At 65.6% G+C, this 16557-nt stretch carries 14 protein-coding genes; 6 read left to right on the forward strand and 8 right to left on the reverse strand.

Annotated features, from left to right (window positions below):
* Window positions 1-1045: glycosyltransferase family 4 protein (locus ACOJTD_RS18510; RefSeq protein ID WP_420134338.1), on the reverse strand; the 1045-nt coding region annotated here is incomplete at its 3' end.
* A gap of 255 nt (window positions 1046-1300) precedes the next feature.
* Between ACOJTD_RS18510 and ACOJTD_RS18515 the strand changes: the two genes are divergently transcribed.
* The 4 genes from ACOJTD_RS18515 (at window position 1301) to ACOJTD_RS18530 (ending at window position 7243) form a co-directional block, all read left to right on the forward strand.
* Entirely contained in the window at window positions 1301-3058 is a 1758-nt protein-coding gene (locus ACOJTD_RS18515) for an ABC transporter ATP-binding protein (protein ID WP_420134339.1), read from the forward strand.
* Between the two features lie 40 nt (window positions 3059-3098).
* The gene (locus ACOJTD_RS18520; protein WP_420134340.1) at window positions 3099-5294 is read left to right on the forward strand and encodes a glycogen debranching N-terminal domain-containing protein; all 2196 of its coding nucleotides are present in this window, start codon (window positions 3099-3101) and stop codon (window positions 5292-5294) included.
* 48 nt (window positions 5295-5342) lie between these two features.
* Entirely contained in the window at window positions 5343-5924 is a 582-nt protein-coding gene (locus ACOJTD_RS18525; protein ID WP_420134341.1) for a PRC-barrel domain-containing protein, read from the forward strand.
* 83 nt (window positions 5925-6007) lie between these two features.
* Window positions 6008-7243 (forward strand): MFS transporter, encoded by a 1236-nt coding sequence (locus ACOJTD_RS18530; RefSeq protein WP_420134342.1) that lies wholly within the window; start codon window positions 6008-6010, stop codon window positions 7241-7243.
* Window positions 7244-7365: 122 nt separating this feature from the next.
* On the opposite strand, the gene ACOJTD_RS18535 is transcribed toward ACOJTD_RS18530, so the two are convergent.
* Both ACOJTD_RS18535 and ACOJTD_RS18540 read right to left on the reverse strand, forming a co-directional pair.
* Window positions 7366-7557 (reverse strand): hypothetical protein, encoded by a 192-nt coding sequence (locus tag ACOJTD_RS18535; RefSeq protein WP_420134343.1) that lies wholly within the window; start codon window positions 7555-7557, stop codon window positions 7366-7368.
* A gap of 140 nt (window positions 7558-7697) precedes the next feature.
* Complete coding sequence (locus tag ACOJTD_RS18540) at window positions 7698-8555, reverse strand: VOC family protein (protein WP_420134344.1); 858 nt, start codon at window positions 8553-8555, stop codon at window positions 7698-7700.
* Between the two features lie 117 nt (window positions 8556-8672).
* Between ACOJTD_RS18540 and ACOJTD_RS18545 the strand changes: the two genes are divergently transcribed.
* Complete coding sequence (locus ACOJTD_RS18545; RefSeq protein WP_420134345.1) at window positions 8673-9974, forward strand: NAD(P)/FAD-dependent oxidoreductase; 1302 nt, start codon at window positions 8673-8675, stop codon at window positions 9972-9974.
* Window positions 9975-10123: 149 nt separating this feature from the next.
* On the opposite strand, the gene ACOJTD_RS18550 is transcribed toward ACOJTD_RS18545, so the two are convergent.
* The 3 genes from ACOJTD_RS18550 to ACOJTD_RS18560 are packed head-to-tail and all read right to left on the reverse strand — an operon-like array spanning window position 10124 to window position 12926.
* Window positions 10124-10609 carry an L-2-amino-thiazoline-4-carboxylic acid hydrolase gene (locus tag ACOJTD_RS18550; protein WP_420134346.1) on the reverse strand — a complete coding sequence of 162 codons (486 nt, stop codon included), beginning with the start codon at window positions 10607-10609 and terminating at the stop codon, window positions 10124-10126.
* Window positions 10606-11328: a cysteine hydrolase family protein gene (locus ACOJTD_RS18555; protein ID WP_420134347.1), complete on the reverse strand. Its 723-nt coding sequence runs from the start codon at window positions 11326-11328 to the stop codon at window positions 10606-10608. The genes ACOJTD_RS18550 and ACOJTD_RS18555 overlap by 4 nt, the downstream gene beginning before the upstream one ends.
* A complete protein-coding gene (locus ACOJTD_RS18560; protein WP_420134348.1) occupies window positions 11325-12926 on the reverse strand; it encodes an ABC transporter substrate-binding protein in 1602 nt (533 codons plus the stop codon). Before ACOJTD_RS18560 ends, ACOJTD_RS18555 begins: the two co-directional genes overlap by 4 nt.
* A gap of 224 nt (window positions 12927-13150) precedes the next feature.
* Here ACOJTD_RS18560 and ACOJTD_RS18565 point away from each other — a divergent pair, with 224 nt between their 5' ends.
* The gene (locus ACOJTD_RS18565) at window positions 13151-14044 is read left to right on the forward strand and encodes a LysR substrate-binding domain-containing protein (protein ID WP_420134349.1); all 894 of its coding nucleotides are present in this window, start codon (window positions 13151-13153) and stop codon (window positions 14042-14044) included.
* A gap of 55 nt (window positions 14045-14099) precedes the next feature.
* Here the strand turns inward: ACOJTD_RS18565 and ACOJTD_RS18570 are convergent, their stop codons facing one another.
* Window positions 14100-15725: an ABC transporter ATP-binding protein gene (locus ACOJTD_RS18570; RefSeq protein WP_420134350.1), complete on the reverse strand. Its 1626-nt coding sequence runs from the start codon at window positions 15723-15725 to the stop codon at window positions 14100-14102.
* Entirely contained in the window at window positions 15722-16555 is an 834-nt protein-coding gene (locus ACOJTD_RS18575; protein WP_420134351.1) for an ABC transporter permease, read from the reverse strand. The genes ACOJTD_RS18570 and ACOJTD_RS18575 overlap by 4 nt, the downstream gene beginning before the upstream one ends.
* Window positions 16556-16557 lie beyond the last annotated feature (2 nt).

A 16557-nucleotide genomic window follows, 5' to 3' on the forward strand; every position in this document is an offset into this window, starting at 1 on the left:
GCGGACGCGGCGACGAGTGCAAGATCATCCGCTCGTACAGCGCCACATAGTCGGACGCCAAGCGCTTGGCGGTGAAGCGCTCTTCGAAGCGGGCGCGGATGGCGGAGCGGTCGAGCTCCTCGAGCTGATGCACGGCGGCGACCGCGCTGGTCTCGTCCTCGACGATGAAGCCGGTCAGCCCGGATTCGATGATCTCCGGAACCGAGCCGCGATTGTAGGCGATCACCGGCGCGCCGCAGGCCATCGATTCGATCATCACCAGGCCGAACGGCTCCGGCCAGTCGAGCGGCAGTAGCAGGCCAAGCGCGCCGGACAGGAATTCCGACTTCTGCTGATCGCCGATCTCGCCGATGAATTCGATCAGCGGGTGATGCAGCATCGGCTCGATCACCTGCTCAAAATACTCCTGATCGGCGCGGTCGACCTTGGCGGCGATCTTCAGCGGAATGTCAGCACGGATGGCGATGCGTATTGCGCGGTCAACGCCCTTCTCGGGTGCGATGCGGCCGAGCACGGCGAGGTAGCCCGGCTTGGTCGCGATCGGTTTCAGCAGATCGGCGGGCAGGCCATGGTGGATAGTGCGGACCCAGTTCGCGCCCGCCACCGGCCGGCGCTGTGAATCCGAGATCGAGACCACCGGGACGTCGGAGAAGGTGGAGAAAACCGGCTGATGCTCGGGAAGGTCTAGGCGTCCGTGCATCGTGGTGAGGAAGGGCGTTGGCTGGCGATGAAACAGCGACCACGGGTAGTAGTCGAGATGGAAGTGAAGGAGGTCGAACTCTTCGTCGTCACATCGTCGTCGTACTTGTTCCAGCATCATCATGTGCAGCGCGTTGGGATCGCGCACCGCGCCGTCGAGGCGAAGCGCACGCGGCCACGGCGCTTCCAGCTTGGCCGAGGTGATCGAATCGCCGCTGGCGAACAACGTCACATCGTGGCCGAGGGCCACGAGTTCTTCCGTCAACCAATGCACCACCCGTTCGGTGCCGCCGTAGAGCTTCGGTGGGATAGCCTCGGTGAGAGGAGCGACTTGCGCGATGCGCATCGACTAGTCTCCTGTTGATACGTGTGAACGTTGAACATGGGCTTGAATCGAATGGCACCGGCATTGCCAGCTGCGGGAACGTTTTTGCACCTGCGAGGTTCCTTGCATGCGCTCACTTCTTCCACGTTGCTGTCTTGTTGATGCCACTTCCCGATGCCCTCTTGCGGTTGCCGAGAATGGAACAGGGCAGTGATCCCGGCGTAAAGCTGTATCGCTAGCGACCTTGGCGAAGATGCGTTGCGGAGGCGGACTTTTATGGACTCTCTATCAGGCTACTCGCGTCGCCCGTTTGCCTTCATTTTGCGCTACGTTCGTCAAAGACCGGGCACACATGCGATCATTCTCGGGTGTGTTTTGTTGGCAGTTGCCTGTTCTGTCGGCACTCAGTACGGTGTGAAGTATCTGGTCGACGGATTGAGTGGTGGCCAGTCCGGGGTCGTCTGGCTCGGCTTTCTCTTTCTCGTGTCGCTGATCGCAGCCGACAATCTGCTATGGCGCGTCGCCAGTTGGATCGGGAGCTTCACGTTTCCCGCAGTGACAGCCGACCTTCGGCGGGACATGTTTCGGCATCTGACCGGACACGCGCCCAGCTACTTTTCTGATCGGCTGCCCGGCATGCTGTCGAGCCGCATCACCGCTACCTCGAATGCGGTGTTCACCATCGAAAACATGTTCGTCTGGAACGTGTTGCCGCCGTGTATCGCGACCTTTCTGGCGATCACGCTGATCGCAACGGTGAGTGGCGTGATGGCGCTGGCGCTCGGCATCGCGGCGGCGCTGCTTCTCGCGCTAGTGTTCAAGCTGGCGGCGGACGGCAAGCCGCTGCACGACGAATTCGCCGACAAGGCCGCAACGGTCGACGGCGAAATGGTCGATGTCATTAATAATATGCCGCTGGTCCGTGCATTCTGCGGGCTCGGCTACGAGCACGCGCGGTTCGAGAATACGGTGAACCTCGAAGTCAACGCGCGCGGTCGCAGCCTGCGTTATCTGGAGCGGCTGCGGCTGCTGCACGCGGTGATCACCATTGTTCTTACCGTGGCGCTGCTCGCCTGGGCGATCATGCTATGGCAGCGCGGCGGCGCCTCGACCGGCGACGTCGTGCTGATCTGCACGCTCGGCCTGTCGATTTTGCACGCCACTCGCGACCTCGCGGTGGCGCTGGTCGACGTCACCCAGCACGTCGCCCGCCTCGGCGAAGCGATCGCCACACTGCTGACGCCGCACGAACTCAGCGATCATCCTGAAGCCGAACCGCTCATTCGCGCCGGCGCGGCGATCACCTTCAACAACGTGTCGTTCCAGTATCCGGGCGGCTCCAAGGTGTTCGATCGCTTTACGTTGCGGCTCAACGCCGGCGAACGCGTCGGCCTGGTCGGCGCCTCTGGCGGTGGCAAGTCGACCTTGTTCACGCTGCTGCAGCGGTTCTACGACGTGCAGGACGGCAGCATCACCATCGACGGCCAGGACATCTCGCGCGTCACGCAGCACAGCCTGCGCGAAGCCATTTCGGTGGTGCCGCAGGACATTTCATTGTTCCAGCGCTCGATCCGTGACAACATCCGCTACGGCCGGCCGGGCGCGACCGACGAGGAAGTGCTGCAGGCGGCGATTGCGGCACGTTGCGATTTCGTCGAGACGTTGCCGGAAGGGCTCGACACCATGGTGGGCGACCGCGGCTTCAAGCTGTCAGGCGGCCAGCGTCAACGCCTGGCGATCGCGCGCGCCTTCCTGAAAGATGCGCCGATCCTCCTGCTCGACGAAGCCACCGCCGCGCTCGATTCAGATTCGGAAGAAGCGATCCGCGAAGCGCTGGCGCGGCTGATGCATGGCCGCACCGTGATCGCGATCGCCCATCGTCTCGCCACCCTGCGTAACTTTGACCGCGTGGTAGTGCTGCAGAATGGGCGTATCATCGAGGATGGTCCGCCCGATCGGCTGATGCAGGGAGAGGGCCCGTACCGTGACCTCGTCGCGCGCGAGATCAGCCGTCTGGCCGCCCACGCGGCCTGATGAGGCGGCAGCGCGATGCTACGCAGCAATAGGATGATCGATGCTGTCTGACGTGATGACCCAGCCCGCGCCCGCGCCGGAATCCGCCAACACAGAGTCTCCATTTTACATTCCGATGACGGGACCGGCCCGGCCGCGAACCGCGCTCAAGCACGATGACACCTTCATGGTGCTCGACAGTCATGGCGACCTCGGCGCGCCCGGCGGTGCCAGCGACGGCCTCTTCAATGCCGACACCCGCTATCTGGCACGTCTGCAGCTGCGGCTCGCCGACGTCCAGCCATTGCTGCTCGGCTCCAACCTGCGCGACGACAATTCGGCGCTGACGGTCGATCTCACCAATCCGGATATCTACCGCAACGGCCGGCTGGTCCTCGCCAAGGATCTGCTGCACATCGTCCGCACGATCTTCCTGTGGCGGGGCACGGCGTTTCAGCGCATCGGCTTTCAAAACCATGGCGATGCCGAAGCGAGCTTCGAACTGACGCTCGATTTCGACAGCGATTTCGCTGATCTGTTCGAAGTCCGCGGCGCCACCCGGCCGCGGCGTGGCAAGGTGACCAGCCGCCGTGTTTCCGGCTGCGACGTCGCCTTCGACTACCGCGGACTTGACGACGTCACGCGTAGCACCGTAGTGCATTTCGATCCGGCGCCGACGGAGCTCAAAGCCGGCCGCGCTGTGTATCAGATCAAACTGGCGCCACAGCAGACCGCGTCGGTGTTCGTCGCGGTGAGCTGCAATAAGCCGGCATCGCAGAAGCCGCTGCCGTTCTTCCGCAGCCTGCTGGCGCATCGCCGCGAGATGCGCGAGGCGACACGCGGCGCCACCACCATCGAGACCTCCAACAATATCTTCAACGAGGTGCTGTGCCAGGCGATGGCCGACCTCAACATCCTGACGACGGAGACACCGCAGGGGCGCTATCCCTATGCAGGCATTCCTTGGTACTCGACCACGTTCGGTCGCGACGGACTGATTACTGCGCTGCAGATGCTGTGGATCGATCCGCGCATCGCCCGCGGTGTGTTGCGCCGGCTCGCGGCGTTTCAGGCCACGAGCGTCGACCCGCTCAACGATGCCGCGCCCGGCAAGATCCTGCACGAAATGCGCGGCGGCGAGATGGCGGCGCTGCGCGAAGTGCCGTTCGCGCAGTATTACGGCAGCGTCGACTCGACGCCACTGTTCGTGATGCTGGCGGGTCTCTACGTTCAGCGCACCGGCGACGACGCAACGCTGAGGGAGCTGTGGCCGGCGATCGAGAAGGGGCTCGGCTGGATCGATGGTCCCGGTGATCCAGACCGCGACGGTTTCGTCGAGTATCAACGCGCCACCGATCAGGGCCTGCAGAACCAGGGCTGGAAGGATTCGTACGACGCGATCTTCCACGCTGACGGTAAGCTCGCCGAGGGCAACATCGCGCTCGCCGAAGTGCAGGGCTATGTGTTCGCCGCCAAGCGGCTGGCGGCGATGTGCGCCCGCCGGCTCGGCCACATCGACCGCGCCGCCGAACTCGAGCAGCAGGCCGACAAGCTCGCGGCGCAATTCGAACGCGCTTTCTGGTGCGAGGAGCTCGGCACCTATGCGCTGGCGCTCGACGGTGCCAAGCGTCCCTGCAAGGTGCGGAGCTCCAATGCCGGGCAGGTGCTGTTCACCGGCATGGTGAGGCAGGACCGCGCGCGGCTGGTGGCGACCGATCTGATGCGGCCGCACTTTTTCTCGGGCTGGGGCATTCGCACCATCGCCTGCGGTGAGGCGCGCTACAACCCGATGTCGTATCACGACGGTTCGATCTGGCCGCACGACAATGCGCTGATCACGCTCGGGCTTGCGCGCTACGGCTTCAAGGCCGCGGTCGACAACGTGTTCAAGGGCCTGTTCGACGCCGCCACCTATATGGAGCTGCGCCGGCTGCCGGAATTGTTCTGTGGCTTCCAGCGCGAGCGCCGCCGTGGCCCGACGCTGTATCCGGTCGCCTGCGCACCGCAGGCCTGGGCGAGCGCGACGCCGTTCACGCTGCTCGAAGCCGCGCTCGGCATTCAGTTCGATGCCGACAAGCACGAGATCCGGCTGGTCAATCCCCGGCTGCCGGTGTTCCTGAACGAGGTGGTGTTGCGCGATCTGCGGATCGGGGCCTCCAGCATCGATCTGCGGGTGCGCCGACATGGCGACGGCGTGTCGATGGAAGTGCTGCGCACCGACGGGCGCATCCAGGTTTCGATCGTGTTGGCTCGATAGACGCTCCGATGAGGAGCGCGGCGACGTCGTCGCTGTGAGGGAGGCTCGATGCACATCCGGTTCAGTACTGCGTTTGCCCTGGTGGTGATCACCAGCGTCGTCTCGGCTGGACTGCGCGCGGACCCGGCCGATCCCGCCAAGCCGGCTGAGCCGGCGCAACAGGCCGATCCCGCCAAACCGGCAGAGCCCGCGAAACCGGCCGAGCCGGCCAAGCAGGCTGAGCCTGCCAAACCGGCAGAGCCGGCGAAATCTGCAGCGACCGCCAAGAGCGATCCGCCGACCGTCACGGTGATCAGTCCTGACGATGCGCGGGGCGTGCTTGGCCGCGAGGTGCGCAGTGCGGCCGACGAAGATATGGGCCGTATCGTCGATATCGTGGTCGATAAGGAAGGCAAGCCCCGCGCGGCGATTATCGACTTTGGCGGCTTCCTCGGCGTCGGGAGCCGCAAGATCGCGGTGGATTGGACTGCGCTGAAGTTCAGCACGATCTCGAAGAAGGAGGACAAGGTCACGCTCGCGCTGACGCGTGACCAAGTGCGTGCGGCGCCGGAATACAAGGACGACCAGACCGCCGTCGTGCTCGGCGCCTCCGGCAAGCTGTCGCCGCTCGAGTTCGGGCCGGAGAAGTAGTCCTGAACGCGCCGCTCTCCGAGCGCGGAGCCGGATTCGGTCCGCACCCTTCCGCGCCGGCCGAGCCGCCCGGCGGCGATCCGGTGCGGCCACCGGAGCCGCCGCGTGCGCCATCGCAGCAGAGCCAGCGCGGGCTCGATTGGTTCATCTTCTTTCTCGCCGACGTGCAGACCGGATTCGGCCCGTTCATCGCGGTGTATCTGACCACGCAGAAATGGACCCAGGTGGAGATCGGCCTGGTGCTATCGGTCGGCGGCATCATCGGCCTGATCGGCCAGATGCCCGGCGGCGCCATCGTGGATGCGGCCAAGGACGAGCGCAAGGTCGCCGGCGCAGCCGTCGCGGCGATCGGCCTCGCGGCGCTAGCCTATGCCCTGCTGCCGATCTTCCCGGTTGTGATGGCGGCGGCGACGCTGCACGCGGCGGCGAGCTGCGTGCTCGGCCCCTCGATCGCCGCGATCAGCCTCGGGCTGGTCGGGCGCTACGCGATCGGCGAACGGCTCGGCCGCAACGCCCGCTGCGCTTCGCTCGGCAATGGCGTCGCCGCGGCGGTGATGGGCACCGCCGGCTATCTATTGTCCAGCCGCTCGGTGTTCCTCGTCACCTGCCTGCTGGTGATCCCGACGCTGATCGCGCTGTCGCGCATCCGCGGCAACGAGATCGACTCGGCGCAGGCCCACGGCGCGGCCCGGGCTGATGCCGGACCGAGCTTTCAGTTGTCCGATCTGATAAATCTGCTCCGGCAACGGCCACTGTTGGTGTTCGCCGGCGCGATGTTGATGCTGCAACTTGCCAACGCGGCGATGCTGCCGCTGATGGCCAGCGCCGTGACGTCGCGCTCCAGCGAGGCGGCGCCGGCGCTGATCGCGTTCTGCATCGTAGTGCCGCAGGCGATCGTCGCGCTGTTCTCACCCAGGGTCGGCAAATGGGCGCAGTCGATCGGCCGCAAGCCGCTGCTGTTCGCCGGCTTCGGGGCGCTGGCGATCCGCGGCGTGCTATTCTCGACCGTGACCGATCCCTACTTGCTGGTCGCCGTGCAAGTTTTCGACGGCATCACCGCTGCGGTGTTCGCCGTGCTGGTGCCGCTGATCATCGCGGACGTCGCGTTCGGCAGCGGTCATTTCAGCTTTGCGCAAGGCGTGGTCGGCACCGCCGGCGGCATCGGCGCGTCGATGAGCAACGTCGTGGCCGGTCTGGTCGCTGACAAGTTCGGCAGCCACGCCGCCTTCCTCGGCCTCGCCAGCGTCGCGGCGCTTGGCCTGACGCTGGTGTGGCTGCTGATGCCGGAAACGCGGAAGGTGGAGCCGGGGAAGGAGTGAGTCGGCACTCAAGTCTCTCGTCATTGCGAGGAGGCCAAGCCGACGAAGCAATCCAGAAGCGCGGTGCCCGGCGCTTCTGGATTGCTTCGTCTTCGGCTCGCAATGACGAGAGGAAAGGGCGTTCAGCCCATCAGCTTGCGGATTTGCTCGGCGCAGAGCTTTGCGGCCTTCTGCGCGGCGAGCAGCGACGCGAAGGTGCGGCGCTCGAGGCTGTGAAAGTCGCGATGAGCGGCGTGGAAGCAGAAGTTGCGTCCGTCGCGCACGACGATGCCGGCAGTGCGCGAGCTCACTTCGATCACATAGGCGTCGGACATCAACCTTCGCTGGCTCGCCAGCGCTCCCGGAAATCGGGCGCCTTCTCGGGGCGCCCGCACGCTTCAGACCGTCGAGCAGGCTCGACGGCGCAGAAACGCGGCGGACCGGGAAATCGTTCCTGTGCCCTGTCGTTAAAATCCTAGCGTTGCACAAACACCAACAGCACGCCGTTGGCGGCGCTCGGGGGCACCACCAGACTGTTGCCGAGGGCCTTACCGGCCTCGCCAACTGCCTGCGCGGTCGCGGCGAGATCGCTGACGGCGATGATCAGGCCGGCGCCGCCACGCTCCGGCACGCCGTCGAGCGATACGCCGGGGTATTGCTGCGCCAGCGTGTCGCGCGTCACGAAGACGAACTCGGCGCGATCGGACCCGGACGGCACCACGACACTGCCATCCGGCTCAGAATATTGCTCGCCGTCGATCAGCCGCAGCATGTGCCGGGCGTCGCTCTCCGGTCGAGGCGCGGTGATCAGCACCCGCACCAGCCCGGTGGCGTGATTGGCGTGTCTCTGCAACTCGGGAATCCACACGGTGTCGCGGGTGTGGTGCTGGCAGGCGAAGTTGCGCAGTCCGGCGGGCGCTTCGGTCAGCGGCCACTGGAAGATGCTGAAGCGTGCTTCGCCTTCGCCGCCGCCCGGCAGCGGCACCGGCCGGCCGAAATCGATCGGCCCGACCGCATCGAGGCCGAGGTCGCGCAGTTCGTCGGCGCCCTTTGCCGCATCCGTGGTGGTGAAGGCGATCCGCTCGATGCCGTCGCCGCGGGCGTCGAGGAAGGCGCGGCTCGGTGCGTTGTGGTCGGTCGGGTTCAGAATGCCGAGCAGCTCGATATAATCATGCCCGAACATGATGGTGTAATTGCCTGAGCCGAGCGCCGGGCTGTGGGTGCCGCGCGGCGACAGCGTGAAGCCGAGCCTTTGCCAATTGGCGGCAGCCGAATCCAGGTCCTTGACCATGACCACGGCGTGATCGATTCCGATGACGTATTGCAGTGACACGCTGGCTTTGCTCCCCAAAACTCTTGCAGAGTAGGCTAGCCAGATCGTTCCGCCGCCGCAACCCGACGCAGGTCGGAGGCGCGGCGCGTGCGATTGAAATCGATGGAAGGACTGAAGATGACTGCCGAGGTGCGCTGGCCGGATTCGCTGTGGGCCGCGGTGACGCCGCCGGGACCCGATCTGCCTGAGCTGCGCGGCACGGAGCACGCCGACGTGGTGGTGATCGGCGGCGGCTTCAGCGGCTTGTCGACGGCGCTGCATCTCCGCGAGGCCGGCGTCGACGTCGCGGTGATCGAGGCGGCCGAGCCGGGCTGGGGCGCCTCGGGCCGCAACAACGGCCAGGTGATCCCGACGCTTTCGCGGCCCGATCCGGACGATATCATCGCCAAGCACGGCGCCGCCGGCGAGCGGCTGGTCGGGCTGATCCGCGACAGCGCCTCGATCCTGTTCGACGTGGCGCGGCGCCACGGCATCGACGCCGAGCAGGAGCAGAACGGCTGGGTGCAGCCGGTGCATTCGCCGGGCCGCATCAAGATCGCCGAGCGGCGCGTGCGGCAATGGTCGAAGGCCGGCGCGCCGGTCGAGCTGCTGTCGCGCGATCAGGTCCGCGACATGCTCGGCTCGGACGCCTGGTACGGCGGCTTCTGGAACAGGACCGGCGGTCACATCAATCCGCTGGCGCTCGCGCGCGGGCTGGCGCGCGCCGTGCTGGCGCAGGGCGGCCGCGTCTTCGCGCGCTCGCCAGCAATGAGTATCGAACGGCGCGGCGAGCGCTGGATTGTCAAGACCGAGCAAGGCGAGATCAGCGGCCGCGCGCTGGTGGTCGCCAGCAACGCCTACACCGGCGAATTCGCAAAGACCTTGGCGCCGGCGATCGCCAGCGAGGTGATGCCGGTGCGGTCGTGGCAGATGGCGACGCAGCCGCTCAGCGACAACGTGCGCAAGAGCATGATCCCGGGCCGGCAAGCGATGTCCGATACCCACGGCGAACTGATCTTTGGCCGCTTCGACGCCCGCAACCGCTTCGTCACCGGCGGCGCCATCATTCGCCCGTTCAACCAGGTCGCGACGCTGAAGGCGCGGGTCGGCAAGCGGCTGCAAAGCCTGTGGCCGCAGATCGGAGACGTGCAGTTCGACTATGTCTGGAACGGCTTCATCGGCATGACCACCGACTACTTGCCGCACATCCACCGCCTCGGCCCCAACGCCTACGGCTGGACCGGCTGCAACGGCCGCGGCGTCGCCCTGTCGATCGCGCTCGGCGATCAGTTGGCAAAGGCGGTGCAGGGCGTGCCGGACGGCGATTTGGCGCTGCCGTTCACCGAACCGACGCCGATCCCGGCTAACGAGTTACTTCGTCCGTTTGCTCCGCTGATGATGGTGCTGTACCGGCATCGCGATAGCAAGGAGGTCGCGTAGTCACGCTCTCTCGGTCATTGCAAGCGAAGCAATCCAGCGCAGTGCCCCGTGCTGGATTGCTTCGTCGCTCCGCTCCTCGCAATGACGGCGCCGGGTGCGTGGCGGTACTCCACCGCCCCCCAAGTGCCTCTAGGCAAGTCGCCGCCCAATTACTTCTCGGCTGCCGCCTTGACCTTGTACCGGAAGTCGCAGCATCCGGCGCCCGACATCAGCGTGCGGGTACGGGTCAGCTCGACGCGGGGATCGTATCCCTCGATGAAGCCAGCGTCCCGGTTGCACGAAAGCAGGTGTCCGATCTCGGCCAGCCCCATCTCGCGATACATCTCGGCATAACGGCAACGGTGCACGTCGTAGCTGAAGCCTTGATCGTCCGCCCGCAGGACCTCGACCTCGAGCGCGTCGTCCTGGGTCCACAGCCTTTGCAGCTCCGCGAAGCTGCGGATGTCGGCTCCGCCCGGCTCGCGCGCCGCAAAGTCGCGTCCCGCCTCGACCGCGGTCTTGGCGATGGCCTCGCCGATCAGGGATTGCGCTTGCTCCTTGCCGAGGTGCGCGCACAGCGTCTCGTAGATCGGCTTGATGATGCCGGCCTCGATGCGTCGGCGGGCCAGGATACCGAGTTCTTCGTCCGCACTCATGCCGAAACCGCCTCCGCGACGGGGAGCCGTTGCAGTGCCTCGAGCAGCGCAGGACTCTCGGCCACCGCACCGAACACGCCACTCTTCTTGATCAGCAACTGGATCGCCGCCTCGTGAACCGTCTCGAAACACGCGCCGGTGCCGTCCGCCAGCGTCAGGCAGTCGAAGCCTCTGTCGAGTGCCTCGCGCACATTGGTTTGGATGCAGCAGTCGGTGGTGAGCCCAGTTAGGATCAGGTTCCTGATGCCGCGCTCGCGCAGATATTTCTCGATGCCGGTGAAGCCGAAGGCGCCGTAGGACGGCTTATCGAACACCGCCTCTCCGTCCTGCGGCGCGAGCTCGGGGATGATCTGCCAGCACTCCGCGCCTTCGATCAGATAGCGCCCCTTCGGGCCCTCGTCACCGACCGCCACGCCCTTGCCGTCGATGCCGCGCCAGAGCCGATGCGGTTGGACGTCCGACAGGTCCGGCTTGAAGGTCTCGCGCGTATGGATCACCGGCATGCCGATCGCGCGGCACGCCGCCAGCACGCGGGCGATGACCGGGATCGGCCGTTGCAGGGCGGAGAGGTCGAAGCCGAACTGGTGCATGTAGCCGCCTTCGGCGCAGAAATCGCCCTGTACATCGATGACCAGCAAGGCGGTGTTGTGCGTCGTCAGCGGGCCGTGCAGCGGAAACGGGTAGGGCGTGGATTTCAGCTTCAAAGTGGCCTCCGTCATTTCTGCACCCACAGGTCATACCAGCTGCTGGAAGGCCAGCGCGGCGTGTTGCGGTCGTTGCGCAGTTTCTTGTTCGTGACCGTGATGAATTCGCGGTCCGTCGCCATCCAGACCGGGACTTCGGTGTTGGCCAGCTTCACGAACTCGGCATAAAGCTGCTTGCGTGCTTGCGGATCGAGCTCGATGGCGGCCTTGTCGATCACCCGGTCGATCTCGGCATCCTGCCAGCCCCATTGGTTCGTCCAAGGCGCGCCCTTGGTCGCGCCAGAGCGATACCAGACTGTCGTGCTGACCGCGGGGTCGCTCCTGTACTGATGGCGGCCGGTCGCCAGGTCGAAATTCCAGTCGCGGTAGACGTCGGACAGGAAGCCGGCGGCATCACGCGGCACCAGCTCGACCTGAATGCCGACTTCGGTCAGCGACTGCTGGATGAAGGTCGCGAACGAACTGACGTCTTCGCCCCACGGCGCTGGCAGCAGTCGCAGCTTGAAGCGTTGCCCGTTGGTCCGCGGATATCCCGCCTCGTCCAGCAGCTTGTTGGCGAGCGCGACGTTGTATTTTAGATCCGGCGCGCCGGGCACGAAGAAGTCCGAGGACTGCGGGATCGGCCCCTGGCCGCGTTTGCCGAAGCCGTACAGCAGGTTCTCGATGAAGAAGTCAGTGTTGAGGGCGTGGATGATGGCGCGCCGCACGCGGATATCCGACAGCTCCTTGCGGCGGAAATTGAACTCCACCGTGTTCTGCACCGCGTTGCCTTCGTTGCCCTTGGTGGAGACGGTGAAGTCCTTGTGGTCGCGCAGCCGGTTGATGTCCGATAACGTCAACGACGTATAGGCGCTGAGGTCGACCGAGCCGGTTTCGAGCGCCATCGCCGCAGCCGTCTTGTCGGGAATGAATTTCCACACGATGCGGTCGAGATAGGGGAAGCCCTTGCGCCAGTAATCGGGATTGCGCTCGGCGATGATGTATTGACCGCGCTCGTACTTCACGAATTTGAACGGGCCCGTGCCGATCGGTTCGATATTCGCCGGGTTTTCCAGAATGTTGGTGCCGTCATAGACATGCTTGGGCGCGACATATCCGAGGTCGGGCAAGGCGCGTAGCAGCAGGTCCAGCGGCATCGGCTCGGAATATTGAAACACGGCCGTCAGCGGGTCCGGCGTCTCGACCGCCTGGAGGCTCTTCTGCAAGGTCGACCCGTAGTTCAGGTGCTTCTTCCACAGCTCCATCGCGGTGTACTGGACATCGGCCGACGTGAACGGCTTGCCGTCATGCCATTTCACGTTCTCACGCAGATTGAAGGTGATCGTCTTGCCGTCGGCCGACGTTTTCCAGGCTGTCGCCAGCACGCCGACCGGTTGGCCCTTATCGTCCAGATCCACCAGTGGCTCGACGATCTTGCTACCGACCAGGTAAACGTCGACCGAGGCGCGGATCGCAGGGTTCAGGACGCGCTGCTCCGCGTTCATGTGGACGTTCAACACGCCGCCCCGGAGCGGGGCATCCTGCGCAAGAACGACGCGAGGCTGGGTCGCGACGAGGGCGGCCAACGCGACCGAGGATAGGAACGCGCGTCGTGAGAGATGCTGCATCTTCATTGGTTCGGCTCCGTTCAGCGGATGCGGATGTTGGTGCGGCCGGCGAAGTATCTGGAGGGCGGTTCGGGCTGGCCGGGGTCGTGGGCGCAACACGCGGAGAAGGAATTGCTATTTCCAGCCGCGTGTGTAGTTGAGTATTTCTCACATAAATCCAGAGTAACTCTGGAATTTTACCCGTCAATAGCTGATAATAATGAGAATTATTCAATATATGAAAGATCAAGATGATTGAGCGCGACGAACCCCCGTTGACCTCTGTGCGTGCCTTCGAGGCTGTTGCACGACTCGGCGGAGCGACCGCTGCCGCCCGCGAACTGGGCGTGTCGCCGTCGGCGATCAGCCATCAACTGGCTCTGCTCGATGACTTCATGCGGCAGCCGCTGACGCGGCGTCAGGGGCGAGGTCTCGTTCTCACCGACGCCGGGCGCGAATACTTCCGCTCGGTTCGTACGGCTTTCGCCGTGCTGCGCGGTGCGACCGACCAAATGCGGGAGGGGAGCCGGAGTACCGAGGTTCGGCTCGGTGTCATCCCGCTGTTCGCGCGGGCCTGGCTGTTCCGCAACATGCAGGACTTCCTGGATCACAACCCCGATATCGACCTCAACATTTCCTACACGCACCACCGCAACTACGTCAGCGATTCCGCGGACCTGTCGGTCCGGTTCGGCGAGGGCCGTTGGAAAGGCTACGAATCTCACCGCATTCTGTCCGGAGCGATCGCGCCGTTCTGCAGTCCGGCATTCCTGGCCCGCAACCGCGATGCCGGCGCGGATCCGAAGTCGCTGCGGGACTACGCGTTGATCCACGATCAGGATCGCGGCGGCTGGCAGCAATGGTGGGATCTGCACGGGGTCGAGGGCGAACCCAGTAGCGGGCTGCTGGTGGAGGACGGAAATCTCGCGCTGCAGGCGGCGCTGGATGGTCTGGGCATCGCTCTGCTGCGCCCTTCGCTGGTCGATGTGTTCGTCGACGAAGGTCGGCTGTCGCGCTTGTTCGATGATCAGCTGGAGGACGGCCGCGACTACTATCTCTGTCACCTCGTCCAGCAGCCGCTGTCCGAGGCGGAAGGGCGCCTCGTGACCTGGATCGTCGATCGCTGCCGGCGCTCCGCCGCGTGACCCGGCCCGGGACGTCGACGGCCGCCGAAATGCGGTGATCGAAAGCGTATCCGGGCTATGCCACCTCGTGGCTGCGCGCGAAATCGCCGCCGGGGATCGAGGCGAGCAGCGCCTGGGTGTAGGGGTGCTTCGGCGTGTTGAAGACCTCGCCGGCAGGGCCGTGCTCGACGACGGCGCCGTCCTTCATCACCGCGACGAGGTCGCAGATCTGCGCCGCAACGCGCAGATCGTGGGTGATGAAGATGATCGACAGGCCGAGCTGCTCGCGCAGGCCGGTCAACAGCTTCAGCACCTGCGCCTGCACCGAAACGTCGAGCGCCGACACCGCTTCGTCGGCGATCAGCACGTCGGGCTTGAGTGCCAGTGCGCGCGCGAGGCCGATGCGCTGGCGTTGGCCGCCGGAGAATTCGTGCGGCAGCCGGTCGCCGGCCGATGGATCAAGGCCGACCAGCTCGAACAGTTTGCGCGCCTCGGCGATGGCCTGCTTGCGCGGCGTGCCGTGGATGATCGGGCCTTGTGCGACTAATTCTTCGGCCTTGTGGCGCGGGTTGAGCGAGGCGAACGGGTCTTGAAACACCATCTGCATGTGGCGCGTCTCGCGCCGCACCTGCTCGCGAGGCATCGTCGCCCAGTCGCGTCCTTCGAGCAGGATCGAGCCGGAATCCGGATCGAGCAGCCGGATGATGCAGCGCGCCAGCGTCGATTTGCCCGAGCCGCTTTCGCCGACGATGCCGAGCGTCGCGCCCTTCGGTAGCTTGAGCGACACGTCCTTGACCGCGTTGGTGACGCGCGCGCCGCGGCCGAGAAAGCCGCCGGTGCGGAACGTCTTCGAGACGTTGTCGATGCTTAGGATGGTCTCGCTGCCGAACACACGCGGTGGCGGCGCGGTCAGCGGCGGCACCGCGGCGATCAGTTGCCGCGTATAGGCATGCTGCGGCCGGTGCAGCACGTCGTCGGCCTTGCCCTGCTCGACGATGACGCCGTGCTGCATCACCACGACGCGGTCGGCGATCTCGGCAACCACGCCGAAATCATGGGTGATGAACAGTACCGCCGTGTTGCGCCGGCTCTGCAATTCGCGGATCAGCGTCAAGATCTGCGCCTGCGTCGTGACGTCGAGCGCGGTGGTCGGCTCGTCGGCGATCAGCAGCTTGGGATCGAGCGCCAACGCCATGGCGATCATGGCGCGCTGGCGCTGCCCCCCGGAGAGTTCGTGCGGATAGGCGCCGGCCGCACGTTCGGGATCGGGAATGCGAACGTCGGTCAGCAGCGCCAATACCTTGGCGTTGATATCGCGCTTCGACAGATCGGTGTGAATCGAGAACATCTCGCCGATCTGATCGCCGATGCTGCGCAGCGGATTGAGCGCCGTCATCGGCTCCTGAAACACCATGGCAATGCCGGCGCCGCGCACCTGGCGCATCTCGGCGGCGCTGGCCTGGGCGAGGTCGCGGCCCTCGAACAACACGCGGCCGCCGTCGAGCGCGACGCCGCCGGGCAGGAGCTGCATCACGGCGTTCGCCATGATCGATTTGCCGGAGCCGCTCTCGCCGACCACGCAGAGGATCTCGCCGGGCGCGATCGACAGCGACGCGCCCTGCACCGCGTGCGAGCGGTCGGCGCCGGCGGGCAGGCGGACGCGGAGGCTGTCGAGTGTGAGGACTGCGGGCGCGTCGGTCATCGGCCCTTCAGCCTCGGATTGAGTGCGTCGTTGAGACCCTGACCGACCAGCGACACCGCCAGCACGGTGATCAGGATGGCGATGCCGGGAATCGCGGCGACGTACCACTGCACGCGCAGCACGTCGCGGCCGAGCCCGATCAGATTGCCCCAGGAGGCGACGTTAGGGTCGGACAGCCGCAAAAAAGCCAGCGCGCTCTCCAGCAGGATCGCCACCGCCATCACTACGCTGGCATAGACGATCACCGGCGGTAGCGCGTTGGGCAGGATCTCGCCGAGGATCAGCTGCAGGTCCTTCATCCCAAGCGTGCGGCCGGCCTGCACGAACTCACGGTTGCGCAGGGACAAAAATTCGGCGCGCGTCAGCCGCGCCGGTGCCGGCCATGACACGATGCCGACCGCGATCGTCACCGTAGTCAGCGTCGAGCCGAACACCGCGACCAGCACCAGCAGCAGCACGAAGTTGGGCAGGATCTGGAATGCCTCGGTGATCCGCATCAGCACGGTATCGACCCAGCCGCCGAAATAGCCGGCGAAGGCGCCGATCAGTACGCCGATCACGATCGCGATCACGGTAGCGGCGCCGCCGATCAGGAGCGCGATGCGGGCGCCGTAGAAAATCTGCGCGGCGATGTCGCGGCCGGAGTTGTCGGTGCCCAGCAGGAAGCGCGGATTGCTGAACGGCCAGATTAGCGGCCGTCCGGCCAGCGCCAGCGGATCGCGCGGATAGATCCAGCCGGCGGTGATCGCCATGCCGATCACCACCAGCAACAGGATCAGGCCGACGATCGCGGCCGGGCTACGGAAGTAGCGCTTGATCGCGTCCTTCATGC

This window comes from Rhodopseudomonas sp., from assembly GCF_048594845.1.
In the GTDB taxonomy this organism is placed as follows: Bacteria; Pseudomonadota; Alphaproteobacteria; order Rhizobiales; family Xanthobacteraceae; genus Rhodopseudomonas.

Coding starts and splice junctions, on each gene's coding strand:
- ACOJTD_RS18515 (WP_420134339.1), top strand. CDS start 1,301: ATGGACTCTCTATCAGGCTACTCGCGTCGCCCGTTTGCCTTCATTTTG.
- ACOJTD_RS18520 (WP_420134340.1), top strand. CDS start 3,099: ATGCTGTCTGACGTGATGACCCAGCCCGCGCCCGCGCCGGAATCCGCC.
- ACOJTD_RS18525 (WP_420134341.1), top strand. CDS start 5,343: ATGCACATCCGGTTCAGTACTGCGTTTGCCCTGGTGGTGATCACCAGC.
- ACOJTD_RS18535 (WP_420134343.1), bottom strand. CDS start 7,557: ATGTCCGACGCCTATGTGATCGAAGTGAGCTCGCGCACTGCCGGCATC.
- ACOJTD_RS18545 (WP_420134345.1), top strand. CDS start 8,673: ATGACTGCCGAGGTGCGCTGGCCGGATTCGCTGTGGGCCGCGGTGACG.
- ACOJTD_RS18550 (WP_420134346.1), bottom strand. CDS start 10,609: ATGAGTGCGGACGAAGAACTCGGTATCCTGGCCCGCCGACGCATCGAG.
- ACOJTD_RS18555 (WP_420134347.1), bottom strand. CDS start 11,328: ATGACGGAGGCCACTTTGAAGCTGAAATCCACGCCCTACCCGTTTCCG.
- ACOJTD_RS18560 (WP_420134348.1), bottom strand. CDS start 12,926: ATGAAGATGCAGCATCTCTCACGACGCGCGTTCCTATCCTCGGTCGCG.
- ACOJTD_RS18565 (WP_420134349.1), top strand. CDS start 13,151: ATGATTGAGCGCGACGAACCCCCGTTGACCTCTGTGCGTGCCTTCGAG.
- ACOJTD_RS18570 (WP_420134350.1), bottom strand. CDS start 15,725: ATGACCGACGCGCCCGCAGTCCTCACACTCGACAGCCTCCGCGTCCGC.
- ACOJTD_RS18575 (WP_420134351.1), bottom strand. CDS start 16,555: ATGAAGGACGCGATCAAGCGCTACTTCCGTAGCCCGGCCGCGATCGTC.